The organism is Kiloniella sp. (assembly GCF_965205715.1).
Classification (GTDB): domain Bacteria; phylum Pseudomonadota; class Alphaproteobacteria; order Kiloniellales; family Kiloniellaceae; genus Kiloniella.
This window is the reverse complement of sequence record NZ_CBDBHW010000014.1, coordinates 805,228-821,592: the sequence shown is the minus strand read 5'-3', so window position 1 is coordinate 821,592 and position 16,365 is coordinate 805,228. Positions and strand designations below refer to the sequence as shown.

General features: G+C 43.6%; 10 protein-coding genes and 1 pseudogene. 4 read left to right on the top strand and 7 right to left on the bottom strand.

Annotated features, from left to right (window positions below):
* Window positions 1–424 precede the first annotated feature (424 nt).
* Complete coding sequence (locus ACOGW3_RS20680; protein WP_419904680.1) at window positions 425–1,621, bottom strand: DUF1835 domain-containing protein; 1,197 nt, start codon at window positions 1,619–1,621, stop codon at window positions 425–427.
* A 180-nt stretch (window positions 1,622–1,801) separates the two neighbouring features.
* A complete protein-coding gene (locus tag ACOGW3_RS20675; RefSeq protein WP_419904679.1) occupies window positions 1,802–2,116 on the bottom strand; it encodes a DUF3088 family protein in 315 nt (104 codons plus the stop codon).
* A gap of 158 nt (window positions 2,117–2,274) precedes the next feature.
* Here ACOGW3_RS20675 and ACOGW3_RS20670 point away from each other — a divergent pair, with 158 nt between their 5' ends.
* On the top strand, window positions 2,275–2,778 hold the full coding sequence (locus ACOGW3_RS20670) for a hypothetical protein (protein ID WP_419904678.1): 504 nt from the start codon (window positions 2,275–2,277) through the stop codon (window positions 2,776–2,778).
* A gap of 66 nt (window positions 2,779–2,844) precedes the next feature.
* Here the strand turns inward: ACOGW3_RS20670 and ACOGW3_RS20665 are convergent, their stop codons facing one another.
* The 4 genes and pseudogenes from ACOGW3_RS20665 to ACOGW3_RS20650 form a co-directional block, all read right to left on the bottom strand.
* Window positions 2,845–5,235 carry an EAL domain-containing protein gene (locus tag ACOGW3_RS20665; RefSeq protein ID WP_419904677.1) on the bottom strand — a complete coding sequence of 797 codons (2,391 nt, stop codon included), beginning with the start codon at window positions 5,233–5,235 and terminating at the stop codon, window positions 2,845–2,847.
* A gap of 57 nt (window positions 5,236–5,292) precedes the next feature.
* Window positions 5,293–5,448: pseudogene (locus tag ACOGW3_RS20660) on the bottom strand (hypothetical protein); the annotation flags it as partial.
* Window positions 5,449–5,909: 461 nt separating this feature from the next.
* Window positions 5,910–7,880, bottom strand: a complete 1,971-nt coding sequence (locus tag ACOGW3_RS20655) for an ATP-binding protein (RefSeq protein ID WP_419904676.1) — start codon at window positions 7,878–7,880, stop codon at window positions 5,910–5,912.
* Window positions 7,881–7,982: 102 nt separating this feature from the next.
* Window positions 7,983–9,215: an ISL3 family transposase gene (locus tag ACOGW3_RS20650; protein ID WP_419901077.1), complete on the bottom strand. Its 1,233-nt coding sequence runs from the start codon at window positions 9,213–9,215 to the stop codon at window positions 7,983–7,985.
* Here ACOGW3_RS20650 and ACOGW3_RS20645 point away from each other — a divergent pair.
* From ACOGW3_RS20645 to ACOGW3_RS20635, 3 genes are all read left to right on the top strand, one after another.
* Window positions 9,202–9,849, top strand: a complete 648-nt coding sequence (locus tag ACOGW3_RS20645; RefSeq protein ID WP_419904675.1) for an ABC transporter substrate-binding protein — start codon at window positions 9,202–9,204, stop codon at window positions 9,847–9,849. The genes ACOGW3_RS20650 and ACOGW3_RS20645 overlap by 14 nt on opposite strands.
* A 7-nt stretch (window positions 9,850–9,856) precedes the next feature.
* On the top strand, window positions 9,857–10,462 hold the full coding sequence (locus ACOGW3_RS20640) for a hypothetical protein (RefSeq protein WP_419904674.1): 606 nt from the start codon (window positions 9,857–9,859) through the stop codon (window positions 10,460–10,462).
* Between the two features lie 407 nt (window positions 10,463–10,869).
* Window positions 10,870–12,021 (top strand): sensor histidine kinase, encoded by a 1,152-nt coding sequence (locus ACOGW3_RS20635; RefSeq protein WP_419904673.1) that lies wholly within the window; start codon window positions 10,870–10,872, stop codon window positions 12,019–12,021.
* A 270-nt stretch (window positions 12,022–12,291) separates the two neighbouring features.
* On the opposite strand, the gene ACOGW3_RS20630 is transcribed toward ACOGW3_RS20635, so the two are convergent.
* Window positions 12,292–16,299, bottom strand: coding sequence for a DNA topoisomerase (locus ACOGW3_RS20630; RefSeq protein ID WP_419904672.1), 4,008 nt, complete (start codon window positions 16,297–16,299; stop codon window positions 12,292–12,294).
* Window positions 16,300–16,365 lie beyond the last annotated feature (66 nt).

Below are 16,365 nucleotides of genomic sequence, written 5' to 3'. Positions count from 1 at the left end.
AAGTTTTCTGAAATACATCCACTAACCGAAAAGAGATCCTTCACGATTTTATTCTTGAAGCCTTTAGGTCTGAGGGCGATCCGTTTCGCCATATAGCCAACAGGTATCATGCGGGAGCCTAACGTTCTCCATTTTAATTTTGTAGAACATAATTTATACAATTGTGTTCTATGTACAGATCAATATTCTAATATTAGTTGTGTATCAAATTAGCGATAGAATGGTATTTTGTCGAAGAGAATATTCGCATGTTAGTGGAAATCCGATCCACTCATAACTTTGTCGTTATTAGTAACACACGTTATTCAGAAACCTTATTACGTTCTAAACTTCTCCTTAAAGGAGAGACTTTAATGCCTCCAACCCAACGTTCTGCTTTACAGATATCAAGATAATCAAGATCACCTTTTAGGACCTTATGTCCTTAATCTGTCAGTGATATCTGGCGTTCGGGCCAGGGAGTTGGCGTTGTGGTTTTATTGTAAGTGATCAAAGGCTTATTGGCCTTGGTTAGCTCGACAAGCACGGACCAGAACATCAAATCACCGAGGAAGGGCAGGGGTTCTCTTTCTCGCATTAATACGTTGAATAGTTTGTGACCTTTGATTTGCCCATAGTCTGCAATTATTTCGAGCGAAAGTTGTTGGGTGAGACCTAGGCCATTATGTTGTCCAGGCAGTTCCTGTAAATGACGCTCTAGGGCTTTGGCCATTGGGGGGATTTCCTGTGTTCCCTGAGCAATAATAGCCTGAACGTCATTTGGCGTTTCTTGTCTTATAGCGTTCCATACCCTTTTACCGAGCACGAATTGTGCGGTGGAAATAGGGGCGCGGCGATTCTCCCACAGCCAAATAAACATCTCAGGTGCTAACTGACCAAGGCCAGTTAAATCAGGAACGCCGGGAACTTCATCGACACATATCAACTCTATGGTAGGTCGATTGTACAGGCTGGATATTTTGCTCAATAGACAGGCAAGGATGAGTTGGTCGTAACTGTCGTGCTCAAACCACAAAACGACCTTTGTATAGTCTGACAAGTGATTGAGTTTCTTATAGGCGCAGTACTGTTTGGCGAGAACTTCTTTTAGTGGGAGACCGTAGGCGTTTGCTATAAAATCTGCACGCTGATTGTAAAACTCTTCATCCTCTATATCGGGTACAGGCCCCTGACAGAAAGGATCTGAAAACTCGTGAAAATCACCGACAAAGCCTGCGATATCCAGCCCGTGCTTAATATCTGAACCACAACGAATGTGCAGGGTTTTATTATCATCCAGTTGCGGGATGGTGTTTTCACCGATCTGTCTTTTGTGCAGAGAAAGGCGGTCACAATGGGTTTTAAGCTGAGGCCAGGAGGAAAAGCCATTTTCACGGGCAATTACGAATTGGCACTCACTAAGCTTTAATCGTTGGGTATCAGATGTGAAGTCCAAAGCTTTTGGATAGTGGTTGGAAAAACGCAACTGGGCGGCGTTTTCCCCGTTTATGATTGCTTTTAAAAGATCCTTAGCCCGCTTTTTTTGTTGTTCGAAATTTATCGACCCGTGAAACATAGTTCTTGAAAATTGGGTGCGGGAAGACGGAGGCGTTATTGGACGCGTTTGTTTTGACGAAGTCATACGATTACCCTCATAACTAAACCCGTGTCCGCCTGTCAGGTCAGGAAATCGTCGATATATTTTTTATCTTGAACTTGGGCGCAGCCCTTTCCGCGGACGAGGAGGCTTAAGCAAAGCCGTCAATTTTATGCCATGGGGGGAAAAGGGCGTCAATGTCAATTCCTCGACGGTATTTAGGTTCTATGGGTGGGGAGCGGCACCACCATATGTTCCTGCCAGATAAGTCGTGATCTCTATAGGGTCTGTAAGTGTTTTTCCTTGATCAAAGATTAAAACTGGTACCCACTGATTATCTTCGCCGAGTATATCAACAAGCTCTGCCCTTGGGCGCGGGAAGGGTATGCGGCGAATATCAATATAATCTTTCCACCCAGGATTGGCGGCGAGTGCTCCTTCTATCAAAGCACAATGAGAGCAGAACCAGGTCGTGTTATTGCTACCTTCGACATTGTTATCTTCAAAAGGCATGTGGAGAATAAAAAGAATGGGTTTCATTCGGACCTTTATCCTAAAGACGCGTTACAGATTGATTTAATAATCAGGATCTTATGTAAAACAAAAGCGGGCGTCTATTCTTAATTGACACAATCAAGGATTGTGTCAATACAGGTCGGGTACTGACAAATATTTCAAATAAAAATTTAGGAAAAATAATGTTACGGAAAACGTTTTTTGTCGCTAGCCTATTGGTTCTGTCAGGCTGCGTAACAAATGGTGGCGCTCCCTATACGACAGCTGGAAATCTTCAAGAAAAAGGCTTAACACCTATGTCTGGAGAAGAGGTTGCTGCCTTTGTAACAAATAAAACATTAGTGGGTGAATATGTGAGTACGCCCAATGCACAAATACAGGGAAAAACCACGCGTTGGATGGAATTTTTTAATGCGGATGGTCGTTCAGATTATCAATATTGTGAAAGTAAACAGAGCGAGAGTTGGAACTGTGCCAAGAATGTTAAGGGGCAGTGGAAGATAACCGATAATCAAATTTGCTTTAAATACAAAAATTCTGCGATTTATGGTCGTTGTTTCCACATGTATGTCGAGGGTGATGTCCATTTATTGGTTGCAACAACACACAAAGCTTCAGGTTATCTTCGCGCGAGAATTTATAAATCAATGGAAGGCTTTGTAAAAGAAGCACCTTTTAGCGGCTAATCTTATCGGTGATTAATTCTGATCCGTGGTAATCGAATGAAGGTGTCCGAGATCTAATCGGAAGGCTTATGTATGTTTGGCAGCGAATTTTGCTCTTGGATATTCGCTTAAAAAAGTGAGCATTTTATCTTCGGGCATGGGGCGGGCGTAATAATACCCCTGAAGGATATGGCAGCCTTCTTTTTGAAGGAGGGCTTCCTGCTCTTTTGTTTCGACGCCTTCGGCAATGACTTTCATACCAAAGGCTTTGCCCAACTGGATGATAGACTTGGTTATCGCAGCATCTCTGTCATCTATCATTGCCCCGCTCACAAAGGACCGATCAATTTTCAATTTTTGGGCGGGAATGGACTTTAATTGAGACATTGATGTGGTCCCGGTACCAAAATCATCGATTGATATTTCAACACCCATTTCCTTTATCTTCCATAGAGCTTCAAGAGCAATAGTTGGTTCGCTCATAATAGCTGTTTCTGTTACCTCAATTTCCAGGTTTTTTGGATTGAGCCCTGCTTTATCTAAACAAGATTCAATATTGCTGGGCAGTTCAGGATTTGCGAGTTGAACAGCTGATATATTTACCGCCATTCGCATGTCCGATATGCCTTTGTTTAGCCATTTATAATGGGTTTTTATCGCCTCTTCTAAAACCCATTGCCCAATGGGAGTTATAAGACCTGCTTGTTCTGCGAGGGGGATAAAGTCTTCCGGGTTTACCCATTTTCCCGACGGGCCGCACCATCTGAGTAGAGCTTCTGCACCAACGATCTCCATCGTTACGGCGTCAATTTGAGGTTGGTAATAAAGGGACAGTTCGTTCAGTGGAATTGCAGCACGCAAGTCTTGAAGGATTTGGGTTCGACGGATAAGATCGCTGCCATATTTCTCTTCATAGGCTTTAATTGAATTACGGCCTATCTCTTTGGCCTGTGCCATTGCAATGTCAGCCTGGTGAATTAAATCTTCTGCTTTGTCAGAGCGATCACTGTCCTTGCTAATAACGGTTCCTATACTGCCGGTAATGCGTAAATTTGACCCATTAATATTTATGGGATCATCGAGTACGGATAGGACGAGGCTTGCTAGAAATTTTGCTGATTTTGGGTTGCCATCCATTCGACTTAAAATGCCGAAAGTATCGCCGCCAACACGGGAGATTTGTATGTTGTTTGCCGTCCAAATATTTGCCCCTTTTTGCAGCCTATGGGCAACCTCTTTCAATATTTTATCCCCAATTTTATGACTAAAGGTATGATTGATATCTCGAAATTTATCTAAGCCTAGGAGTAAAACAGCCACACCCTTGTCAGAGCTTTTTTCTGGATCGAGGGGAAGCTGTTGAGTGTGAAGTGTTGCCGGCTGCTGGATAGATTTTGTATTTTGGGAAGGGACATAATCGAGAAAAGATTCTAGTCGCTCAATAAAGGATGTCCTGTTTGGAAGCTCTGTAAGAGCATCGTAATAGGCCATTCGTCGAGTATTGGTAAAAAGATGAAGGTTTTCGTGGAGCAGTGATATTCTTGAGCAGAATATTTCGACCATCTGTCGATCGTGATCACTCAAAGGATGGCTTAAGCTCAAGTAGATGATCATTTCGCTCCCAGTCTGTGAGCGAACATAAAGACAGGCAGCTGTGGGAAGGAATTGATGCTCTTTATCGTGAGAAGCTTTGTGAATGAGGCTTGAAACTTTTTTATCTTCCAGGGCTTCAATGGACTTCCCTGATGAATGTGAATAACTGCCCGCAGCGGCAATGATTTGTAGTTGTCCTGAGGTGCCGGAAACAGGGCTGAGGCTTTCACTGCAAATAAGGCTATTTGCGCTACTGCCCAGGATGGAGGCAAATTGAGTAAGGATGCTGTTGCAGAAAAGAGTAATTGAGGGGCTTTTCATCATGAATTCTGAGGTGTTGATGATTTGTGAAAGCCCAATTCTGTTTTCTTCAAGACGGTCAATATAACTATATGTACGCAGAGCTGAGATGAGAATTGAATAGAGTTTTTGCGAAGTGATTTCTGTTTTGAGGTAATAGCCATTTATATTGTAATTATGAATAACTTCCCGTTCAGGAGCTTGCCCGGGTTGACCTGTACGCAGAATGATTTGAATTTTATTGTTTTCTAATTCATTTCTTATAACCGAAATTAAACGGATGCCAGCGTCATCGGTTTCCATCATAACATCTAATAAAACCAAGGCCGTATCTGGGTTTTTTACGAGAAATTCTTTAGCTTCTTGTCCGGAATAGGCCGAATGAAACTTTACTTTTCGTCCTGCAAAAGTGATATCTGACAACATCATGCTTGTGAGAGTGTGAATATCTTCTTCATCGTCCACAATCAGAATGTGCCAGAACCGAGGGTCAATAACGGACGTTTTTTCCGTTTTGCGGTCCCGCGTTTCTTTACTGTCGGGTTCATCGGCAAACAGGATCTTATCGCTTATTTCATTCTGCATTTAAAAATTTCCGAACCAAACTGAGTGGGCCAAAATTTTCTATCTTTGAGTAAGCTTCTAATATCGTAATTTAAATTTATGGCATTTTGTGGGAATGCCGATGTTAAAGTGGGTGCCTTCTCCTTCTTCGCTATCTACTGCAATTGATCCCTTAAGTTTAGCTGCGACTATATTGTACACCAGCGGAAGGCCTAAGTCGTTGCCACCTTGATTTTTTGGGTGGTGAAGATGGGGGCGAAAACTTTTCTTATAATCACTTTGGGTATGCCAACCTCATCATCACAATAGCATATATAAACCCAATCGTGAGCAGGTTTGTTATCAATTTTTATTGCAATGCCCCCGGCCACTATCAAGGTTGGAGGCATGGCAGAGAATTTTAAGTCAAATTGGTTATGACTTGTGAGAATGGCCTGGATAGCTATTTATTCTGATGTCTTCTGGACAAACAATTTTAATGGTTTTGGGTTACGTTTTTCATCACCGCATTAATGGCTAGATCGTGTAAGTCCGGCCTCTAACGCTGTAATTCCAGATTATATTATTGATGATGATTATAGGCCATGTTCAACAATGGGAACTGTGTTGCACATTTTTTTATATAGGAGGGAATGGAAGAACCCTTGTTATATTTCATTAAGAAGTATTCGATTGCTCAAAAAAGCTGATTGGATTTAGGAGTTATTGCATTCAAGTATTTTATTTTCAATAAGGGTCCTGTTGCTTGGGAAGGTTAAGGTGATTGTGGTTCCTATGCCAACCTCACTTTCAACTTCCAAAGTACCTTCAAATAATTTCATAAAACAAATACAAAGATACAAGCCTAGGCCAGAGCCTTCGTATCGTCTCGGGTGCATTCGGTTCGTTTGTTCAAAAGCCTTGAGAGCTTGCTCTAGTTCTATTTCTGACATCCCCAAGCCGGTATCTTTGACGGAAAGGATAATTGAATTCTCTTTATTTAATCTCGTACTGACGAGAATTTTACCGCTCTCAGAAGTGTATTTTATGGCATTGGAAATAAGGTTGTTCAAAATTTGAATGATTGCTCTCTTGTCTCCTCTTAATTGAGGAAAGGCCTCTGGAATCTCCATAATCAGCTGTTGATCTGCAGCATCAGCCATTAAATGAAGCTGCCTGAAAGACATTTTAATCAATGATGCTAAATCTACAGGTTCGTCAGAAAGTTCGTACTTTTGGGCTTCAATCTTTGAGAGGTCGAGTATATCATTTATCAAACTAATGAGGAGAGTACCGCTGTTGTGTATATCACAAGCATACTCATCATATTTTGAGTGCCCAAGATCGCCAAAGGTTTTACGTCGCATGATATCGCTGAAACCAATAATGGCGTTAAGTGGTGTGCGAAGATCATGGCTCATGTTTGCCAAAAACTCGGATTTAGATTGATTTGCTTTTTCTGCGTCATCTTTGGCTTTTTCCAACGCGACTTCGATATTTTTTCTTTTGGTGATGTCAGACGCTGATCCTCGATGTCCTATATAAGCTCCGTGAGCATCAAATAAGGGAATTCCATTAATACGGGCATGAAATACCTTACCCTCCGAGTTACGATATTTATAGTCAAAATCTTTGATTTCACGGTGCTCAAGAAGTGCTGCCCGGTAAGGGATCCATTCTTCATCAAGCATAAGATCTCCTGCGAGCTCTTCGCGGGTCATACCTTGAATGTCGGTAAATTTTCGGCCGCGATATCCAGACTTTTTACTCGCAGATTCCCAAACAATACGCCCGTCAATATCGATTTCCCAAAGCCAATCAGATGCCGTTGAAGCGAACTCTCGAAAACGCTCCTCGCTTGTTTTTAATCTGCGCTCTACTTTTTCGAGTTCGTGGACCATTGAATTAAATGAATGAACCAGATCGCTTGCTTCCCTGAGAACGAAGTTGTGAAATGAGGGGATCCGTGCATTCAGCTTACCGGCTGATACATCCTCCGCAGCTTTTACAACTGCGAGCATGGGTAATGATAAGTAACGCGCAAACCACCAACTAACCAATGCTGCAACGACAATACCGAGTAGTGCAATTATAAGAACGGCTATACGTACATTGCTTGCCCGCTCATTTAATTCTGAAACAGGCTGAGGTATCATTATGCCCCAACCAACTTTGGGGAGAGTTGTGTAGCCAGCGATCATTTCCTCTTTTATGGAAGGAGAGAAAAAGGTCGTAACCCCTGTTTGGTTGTTCATCATCAATGCAACGGGTTTAATCGAAGATATGTCCTTTATCTCTGCACGCCATTTGGCGTTGGGATGTGCAAGTATGCTGCCTGTGTGGTCTACAATTGCAGCATGTCCCTGCTTTCCAAAGGATATTTTGTTCCCAATATCAACTATGTAATTTGTTTCTAACTCCCCAAAGGCAAGTGAGCCATCCAAGTCAGCTTTAACAAGGTAAAGCACTGGTTTGCCGTGGTCGTCGTGGAATGCCTGGGAAAACATAACTTGATTAGGGGTTGTTTTTGCTTTTTTTATTGTTTCATCGAGCTTTTTCAGAACCTGGGGAGATATCCTTCCCATTTCATCTATGTGTCGAAAAGTAGATGCAGGACCAGATGCGGACATAGATAAGTTAAATATTTGGCCTGTTTGATCTGTGATACAGATGTGGTTGAATTTCACAATTTTAAGAAGTTCGGGAATATGATCTGTGGATTTTTGGTCAATTAAACTTTTCGTTGATACTCTGAAAATTTGGGCTCTTCTCCGCTTTGTTGAGTAGATTTAGGATTTCAAATAGAGCATAGATTGATTATCTGGAATGGATGATTGTCTAATTTTGAGTTTGAAGTATTCGGTATCCTTGATGCCTCTGGCTCGCTTACGGATCATTCCTATACTGACATTACCAGCCTCTATCCTGGCGCTTGTGAGCTTGTGTTTGGCGTAGTTGCAGATGCCCACACAATGTTTCCGTAGGGATTTCGCGAACTTTTTTAGATAGAGCATCTGTGACTGATCTGCTATCAGGCACCAACGTTCCAGTTGCTCCGCCATCGCCTCAAATGAAGCGGCACTCCACAGCAGCTGAAGCTGTTCTTTCAAGACGTAAAGTGCATTCAGGTTGCTATTGCTCTCCAGCAACCTTTGCAGCTTGTCACTTTGTTTTTCACTCAACTTATCCGCATTTTTGAGCAACAGATAATGCGTCCCTTTCATCAACTCTTTACCACTTGGATCGGCCTTTCTGAACTCAAGTCGACGCTGATTATGGATAGCTTTGCTGTAGTTTTTCATGACGTGGAAACGGTCAAATACTATGTCGGCCAACGGCAAGGACTCTCTGACAGCCTTTTGGTAGGCAGGCCCCATATCCATCGCTACGGCCTTTATTTTGCAGGCTGTATCTGGTTGCAGTTGTTTCAAAAACCTTGAAAAAACCTCGGCAGTTCGGCCTGCTTCAACCCAGATCAGATGACCGCCAACCATATCGTAGACCACCGTCATGTAGTCATGACCTTTCGCCCGGGCAACTTCATCTACACCAATATATTCCAAGCCAGTTAGCTCTGCAGGATCAAGCGTAGGGAGAGTTTCAATAAGGTATGCCCTGTCGATATTCTTGACCGTTTCCCATCGTATATCCAAATGTCTGGAAACCGCTTGAATAGACATATGCCGACATAATCCACTGATCAGTCGGCAAAATCGGTGAGTGAAACGGCACCCTTTATCAACAAAATCACACCCCTCAATGCGGCGTTCGCCCTTGTTAATATAAACCTGCGCCAGCTCAATCTCGACCACACAAGGATACCCAAAAAGGGGGATGTCGTTTACTTGTCGGCGGACATGCTGGTTGATGCTTCCCTTCTGGCCTGTAGCAGGGTCTATAGCCCTCCTACGCGCGTCTCGGCTGCAGTGAATGACAATCTTAACACCGCCGTCATCCAGTTTAATTTCATTTACACGTTGCCCTTTGAGGCCTAAAATATGCTGCGAGATGTTGATTGTCATATACCTGCTCTATGTAAAGTTATCAGAAACCATACATATCAACAGGTTACTTGGAGGTCGGCATCTTTTTCTACTCAACAAAGCGGAGAAGAGCCTGGCTGATATCCTTTTGGCCGAGCCCGTTCCCCGTGCTGTTGTGATGGTTGGTGCTTATGCTCCTTCGGCACGCTTTATCAAACTCGCCCGTGATGCTGGTCTTGATGCTTTATTTATAAATGTTTCTTTTGTTGGTTCTGAACCTCTCGCTCGTGAATTAGGTGCCGAATATGATGGGGTTATCGTGACACAGGTTGTGCCCCATCCTGAGGATAGGTCTTTGCCATTGGTCAATAATTACCAAAAGGACATGGAAACTTACGCTCTTGGCAAAAGCCCTTCTTTCGGAAGTCTTGAGGGGTATATCGCTGCTGAAATTTTCATAAAGGCTTTATCGCGATTGGAAAGTCCCCCATCCAGGGAAAATATAATTGATGCACTCGAAGACTTAGGGGAGTTTTCTATAGGATCAGGCCATGTATTGCGATTTGGTGAAAACAATCACCAAGCGAGCCATCGTGTATGGCCTACAGTATTACGAAATGGCGAATTTGTTCCCTTTGAGTGGTCCGATATTTCTTCTTTGTTAGGGCAATAGGTTAAGGATGGAAGCTCACCAGGAGGCTATACAAATAAAAAGGATGCTGTGGGCTTTGATTGGCCTCAGCCTTTTAACGTCCTTGGTTGTTAATTTATCTTTGGGTTGGGGAAGTGTAAATCAACGGGATCTATCTGCGAAGATAGCTGTTGATGAAAAAGTATTTGCCGAAAAAGTTGCAAATATAAACCTTTTACTCCGAGTGGGTACGACTGAGATCAGGCTCTTACTCGATAGAGGAGAAAAAACAAACCCAATCAAAGGTGTTAAAGCAATACAAAGTTTGCAAAAATCATTGGAAAAGTTGAACATTTATACCAATGAAACGAGTGAAGAGCTTATCGCTTCACTCAGTCAGGGCGTAAACCAGCTCTTGAGCCTCTTGATCTCTTCTGAAAATTGGAGAGGGAGGAATGATCAAATTCAGGCCGATCTGGGGCGGGATTTCACGTTAAATAAAGTTCGACGACAATTGACAATCATTCATACAATGATCGGTGGGATTGTTGGTAATGATCGTTTGAAAATGACGTTGAACATCAAGAGGTACCAGCGCGCTGGTGGTGTTAACACCTTCCCCCGCTTGAAAGCAGGGGATTTTCGGGGCGGTTAGCCCGTCAGGTTGACGCTTCACAGGGGAGCCAGTGCTACCCTCCACGTCCAGCAACGGTGTGTTCCACCGCCGTTTGGGTAAAAGCGAAACAGCTTGGTTATCACTGTTTCAAACGCAATCTACCACCAATCGGTGGCAACGTAAAGAAAGGCCGCGCTTCCTCCCCGACCTAAAGGACGGGGTATCCGCGCGAGATTTTAGATGATGTTGTTGGTCTTACCGAAGAGATTATTAAGCAGCACAAAGAGTTATTAAAGGGAAATGTCGGAATTCTATTAACCGAATTTGCCGATATTCAACGTCTTGTTGAAGTGCTATCCGGGGAACCGAACTATGATCACCTATCAGATATCAAAGATAATAAATTAAAACCAAGTTTAGATCGCCTTGAACGCGGATTAAAAGGTTTGAAACAGGGGGAAGGGATTAATACTGTTGATTGGTTATCGGAAATTGAAGTTCTGAAAGGTTATCTTTTTGGGGTCGGCCATATTATTGATGAACAGCATCAAACAATACATGTTCGTCCTGGTGGTTTATATACCTTGATCAGGGATTATTTAGAGTTAAAGGATCGAAATCTAGACCTACGTGATGATCTCGTTCGCAATATGGCCAGTCTTGATCGTGACTGGTCGGAGTTTGTCAAATTGGAGCAGGACCGACAAAAAGAAATTAGCCAGCAGTCTGTGGCAAAATTATCTGGAATGTGGGTTACTGTCTCTTTGATCAGTGTCTTTAGTGTCTTGATTTTCCTTATTTTGATTTGGTTTATATTCAAGGCCGTCTCATTGCAAGTTGATACCCTTTATGATCTTAGACAGCAGGCAGAATCATCAAATCAAGCAAAAAGTAATTTTTTGGCATCTATGAGCCATGAATTAAGAACGCCTTTAAATGCGATCATTGGGTTTTCGCAAATAATGAAACTTCAAACACTGGGGCCTTTAGGTAACAAAAAATATTTAGAATACAGTAATGATATCACTCAATCTGGGCAGCATTTACTTGATATTATTAATGATATTCTTGATGTCTCATCGATTGAAGCGGGTCAACTTACCATTAGCGAAAGTAAGTTCCACTTTCCTGAGATTTTAAACGATGCCATCCAAATGGTCCGACTACAGGCGGAGGAATCTCTTGTAAACATCGAAAACAATGTCGGAGATGATGGCCCGTTAATATTTGCAGACGAGCGGCTGGTGAAGCAGGTCGTGGTTAACCTCTTGAGCAACGCAGTTAAGTTCACGCCCGAAAACGGTACCATTCGTATTTCAAAACTGATGGACGAAAAGGGACGTTTCTGCCTGGCAGTAACTGACACTGGTATCGGCATGGATGATGCTGGTGTGATGGTTGCCTTGACACCCTTTGGTATGGTCAAGAATGCTTACGATGACAATACAAAGGGTACAGGCCTCGGCCTTCCTTTGGCCAAACGGATGATGGAAATTCATGGCGGCACGATAACAATCGAAAGCCAACCAGAACTCGGCACTCGCGTGACCCTTGTGTTCCCAAAAGAACGTATTATCTCGGCAGATTTAACAGACTGACAGTCACATGCCAGAATGAGATAGGCTCTGGGTTTTGTGTTCTTTACATCACGCATCTTGTTACAAGCTTTAACTGGCTAAGGAACAAAGTTCCTTCCTTATTTTGGTAAGTTGCCAATTGTCCGGGTTTGAATTCCCAAACTTCAAAGGGGTCTCCAAAATCATAATAATCTGCAAGAATTATACAGTTTGATTCATCTAAAACCCAGATCGCACAGGGCCTTCTTACCTCTACGCCCTCATCTAATAATCTTACATAGGCGTGCTTTTTCATTGGGAACAATTAGTAGAAGATTTCTTGCCGATCAATATAACCAGTTCTTGGGCAGAAGACATCGCGTCATAGATTTCTTGATGTGTCGGTTGTTTTGCGGTCTCGCTTGGTAAAACCACGATGGCAGCCTTTCCTTGCTGCGCCTTGCAACGTGTTGGATGTAGGGCATAGGCGAGAGGCAGACGATCTAGTTCATCGAAATCAAATTCATGGCTTTTACCTGAGAAATCAATGGTGACACGGCCACTATCTAGCTTACTGGCGTTTTCATTACCCATTATTGGTGCGTCGCGAGTTATGTCTTTGATAATGCCAATTTCACCCGTGAGCAAATCACGTTCAAGGTCGTTCTCTAACAGCATAACCTTGTCTCCCGTGCGGTAACGACACTCAAAACGATGAGCAAAAAGGCCATCTTGTGATGTATTTAATAATTGTTGTAGATGGGGAATTAATGCCATGGGGCTAAGGGCGCCACTTGCCAAACTGGTAACCTGAATGTCGCGTATACTGTCGAATTTGAATGTTTTTGGAATTCTATTCTTGGAAATTTCGGCGAGTTTACGTTGGATATCAGAGGTATCATTGGCCTCGACAAAATAAAAGCTTCCATTTTTCCCTGAAGCATTATCTTCTTTAACTGGAGAGAGATCCAAAGGTTGTTGTTTCGCAAGTCGTTGGCAATTTTCAAAAAGATTACTGTTGGTGGTTTCCTGAGAAATCTCTGTCAGATTGATTGGGGGGATATCAAGTGTCTTGATAATCTCTTTAAGTACCCGCCCGGTTCCAGGCATTGGGCAACGCTTGTAGTCATCGAGTAGTATTAATCCGGCATCATCTGGTAAGGCTTCCAAGGCTGCGAGCAATAAGGGACGGTCCAAAAGCTGAGCGTGGGTAATAATGAGAAGCTGGCAATCCAAAGGCTTGCGGGCTGTACGTTTATAACTGTTTGTCTTTGGGTTGTATTCGAGCAGTTTGGCAAGTGAAACGGCTTCTTGCTCAATCGTTTTAGCGAGGCCTTTTGTTTCTGTTGAAGAGGGGGATGTCAGAGACAGGTTTATCCCCTTGGCGCCCAGGATTTTTAAAAATGCTTTGAGAGTTTGATATTTACCCGTGCCAGAAATTCCAGAGATGATGGACAGACGGTTTTGGAAAAGTTTTGTAACCGCCTGGGCTTGTTGTTGTGTCAGGCTTATACCTTCACGGTCCACGACCCAGGCGATGGCTTTGTCAGCCTCAATACTTGACCAAGCAGGCACATCTTCTTGCATTGATTTTAAGCGTTTGAGAATTTTATTTTCTGCTTGCCAGAGAGGACGAATTATCAAGTGCTCTTGGGTTGTGCCTTCAGAATCTTTGCGTTTAACTTTGTGGAGTTGTTTATCTTCCTGTTCAATTTCTAACGCTTCTGCCAATAGCTCCGGGGCAAGATCCAAGCGTTTGTTAAGCATGCCTAATAGGCTATCTTTTTCCCGGTAGTCTACCGATTGTGTTAATGCGTGAAAGAGAGCTGCACGGGCGCGAAGAAGGCTATCAGCTGGTAAGCCTAAACGGTGGGCGAGGTTGTCAGCAATGCTAAAAGGCAGGCCACGAATATCACGAACTATGCAATAGGGATTTTCTTTTAGTTTTGAGATCGTTTCACCGGCATAAGCTTGATAAAAACGAAAAGACCGAGCGGGATCAATGCCATGGTCGTGAAGGAAATCTTGAATTTCCTGACTGATTTTACGTTCAGTTGCCCACTCTTGAATCAGCTTCAATTTACCCTTGGGCAAGCCATCGAGAGTTTCAAGCTTTTCAGGGGTTTGCTCGATAACCTTAAGGGTGTCTGTTGTGTAAGCTTCGATCAGTTGCTTGGCAGCTTTTGCTCCCAACCCTTTAATCATAGCAACAAGCTGGGTTTCTATATTAGCAAGAACGCGTTCTGGGCTAGGGCCCTTACCTCCGAGGTGTTCGTCCAAAAACTCACGACAGATATTAAAATCAGAAGTGTAACCTTTGGGGAGTTTTAAGCCCTTATTTGCGGCAATGGACTTCGCTGTATCTTTCATTTTATCGGTGGGTTTGCCCTTGCCAGCACCTTTGGGCATGGCAACTCCCGTGTGGATTTTGGGAGCGGTTGAGCCGTTGGTTTTTAAAATGCCGATAAGGCGGGCGGTATCATCGCCGATATTGTCCCAGACTTGTCGCGCGCTCTGCTTCCCTTCCAAGACATCGTCGAGGTGCATTTCCCACAGCGCAGTTACGCCGGGATCAACAAGTTCGGGTGCTGCGGTTTTTAGCGTCTTGTACAATGTCAGTCCGGCGTCAGTGGGGACGATGTGCTTTCCACTTTGGGTAAGGAAATTTTGTAATTTGAGGCCGGTAATCACGGCGGCACGTGTCGCAGGTGTACCAATGCCCTTGGCCTCTTTTAAGCGTTCTTTCAGGTCCCTGTCATCAACAAAACGCCATGAATTCTGCATAGCGTCAATGAGAGTACCTTCGTTGTACCGCGGCGGTGCCTTGGTTTTTTTTGTATCGGTAGTAACAGGCATGAGAGTTGCTAGATCGCCGTCATTTATGGGAGGAAGTTCGCCTGCGTGATCTTCCTTTTTCTCCATTTCGTCGGTGTAAACTGCTTTCCATCCCTGTTCTTTGGGGATGTTACCCGTAACCTTAAAGTCGAGGATTTTTTCTTTTTCTTCAGCCAGGGTAATCGGCACCGCCATGGAGATGTTGGTGGATTCATAGACAAAATCTGGCATGAGGATGGCAAGGTAGGAACTGGCTACGAGATCGAACATGCGTTGTTCATCGGGCGTCAGGCGAGGATAGATAACCTCTATCTTATCCATGGTGTTTTTATTTGGCACGATCGCATGGTGAGATACGCCCTTTAGTCCAGCATCAGAAAAGTGTCCTGATTTGCCCTTTCGAACTTCTGGTTTTGATAGTGCCTGAGTTAATTCCGGATTTTGATATTGATCAAGTTTGGTTAGACCCTGAATGATTTCCCCGATATCTTCAATTTGGTTTTCCGCAAGGTAGCGGGATTCCGCACGAGGATATGTTTGGATCTTCTTGCCTTCACCGTCATAAAGTTCTTGGGCAATGTTGAGGGTTTTATCCGCACTCCAACCCCAACGGCGGGCACAAATTTTTTGTAATTCTGGTAGATCGAGCAGGCGCGGGGGCTTGGTGCGTTTGATCTTCTTTTCAGCTTTTAACGGGCCTTGGAAGCCCTCAACCGCCGCGCGGATTTGTTCTGCTTTATCAAGATCAAGGATCTTTTCTCTGGGCGCGTGACGGAGGTCGAGTTGAAGCTTATTCTCTCCAACTTGAATTTGGTCTTGGTTTTGAGCATCAACAGTAGCTGTCGCGACGAGGTGGTAATAATCCTGCGGATTGAAATCCAGAATTTCCAATTCGCGCATGCAAACGATAGCCATGGTCGGGGTCTTGACCCGGCCAATCCCAATTGCGCCATATTGGCCAGGTTGTTTCAAGGCAACTGTTGCTGCTCGTGTAAGTGATAGATTATAAACCTGATCTGACTGTTGGCGGACCACGGCCGCTTGACCCAGATTAAAGTACTTTTCGTTGGGTTCCAGATTGGCAAAGGCTTGTTTGAGGGTTTTTTCATCTTGAGCAGTAAACATTGCCCGCTCAACAACGCCTTTAAACTTGTAGTGTCTCAGGATTTCTTCACCGATTAATTGACCTTCGCGGTCACAATCGGTTGCGAGGATAACCCGCGTGGCGGACTTCAGGGCATCTGCAATGGCTTGTAATTTCCCCTTTGATGAGGGCGAAGCATCTGGAGCAGGACAGGTTGGGTAAAAGTCATCTGGCTTGAGAAGATCAAAAGACCATTTTCCCCAGCTGCTTTGAACTTTTTGAGGTTCTTCGAGGCTAAGTAAATGCCCCTCTGCAGGAAAAATTCGTCCGTAATTACTGCCGACTGCCGCTTGAACGTCCCTTTTTTGAGACGTTTTTTCCGTAATAATAATTGTCGACAACTTGAAACCCTTTACCAGTACATAATCAGGATTTCTTTTAGCGTAAACTCAGCCAAAGGATAAGAC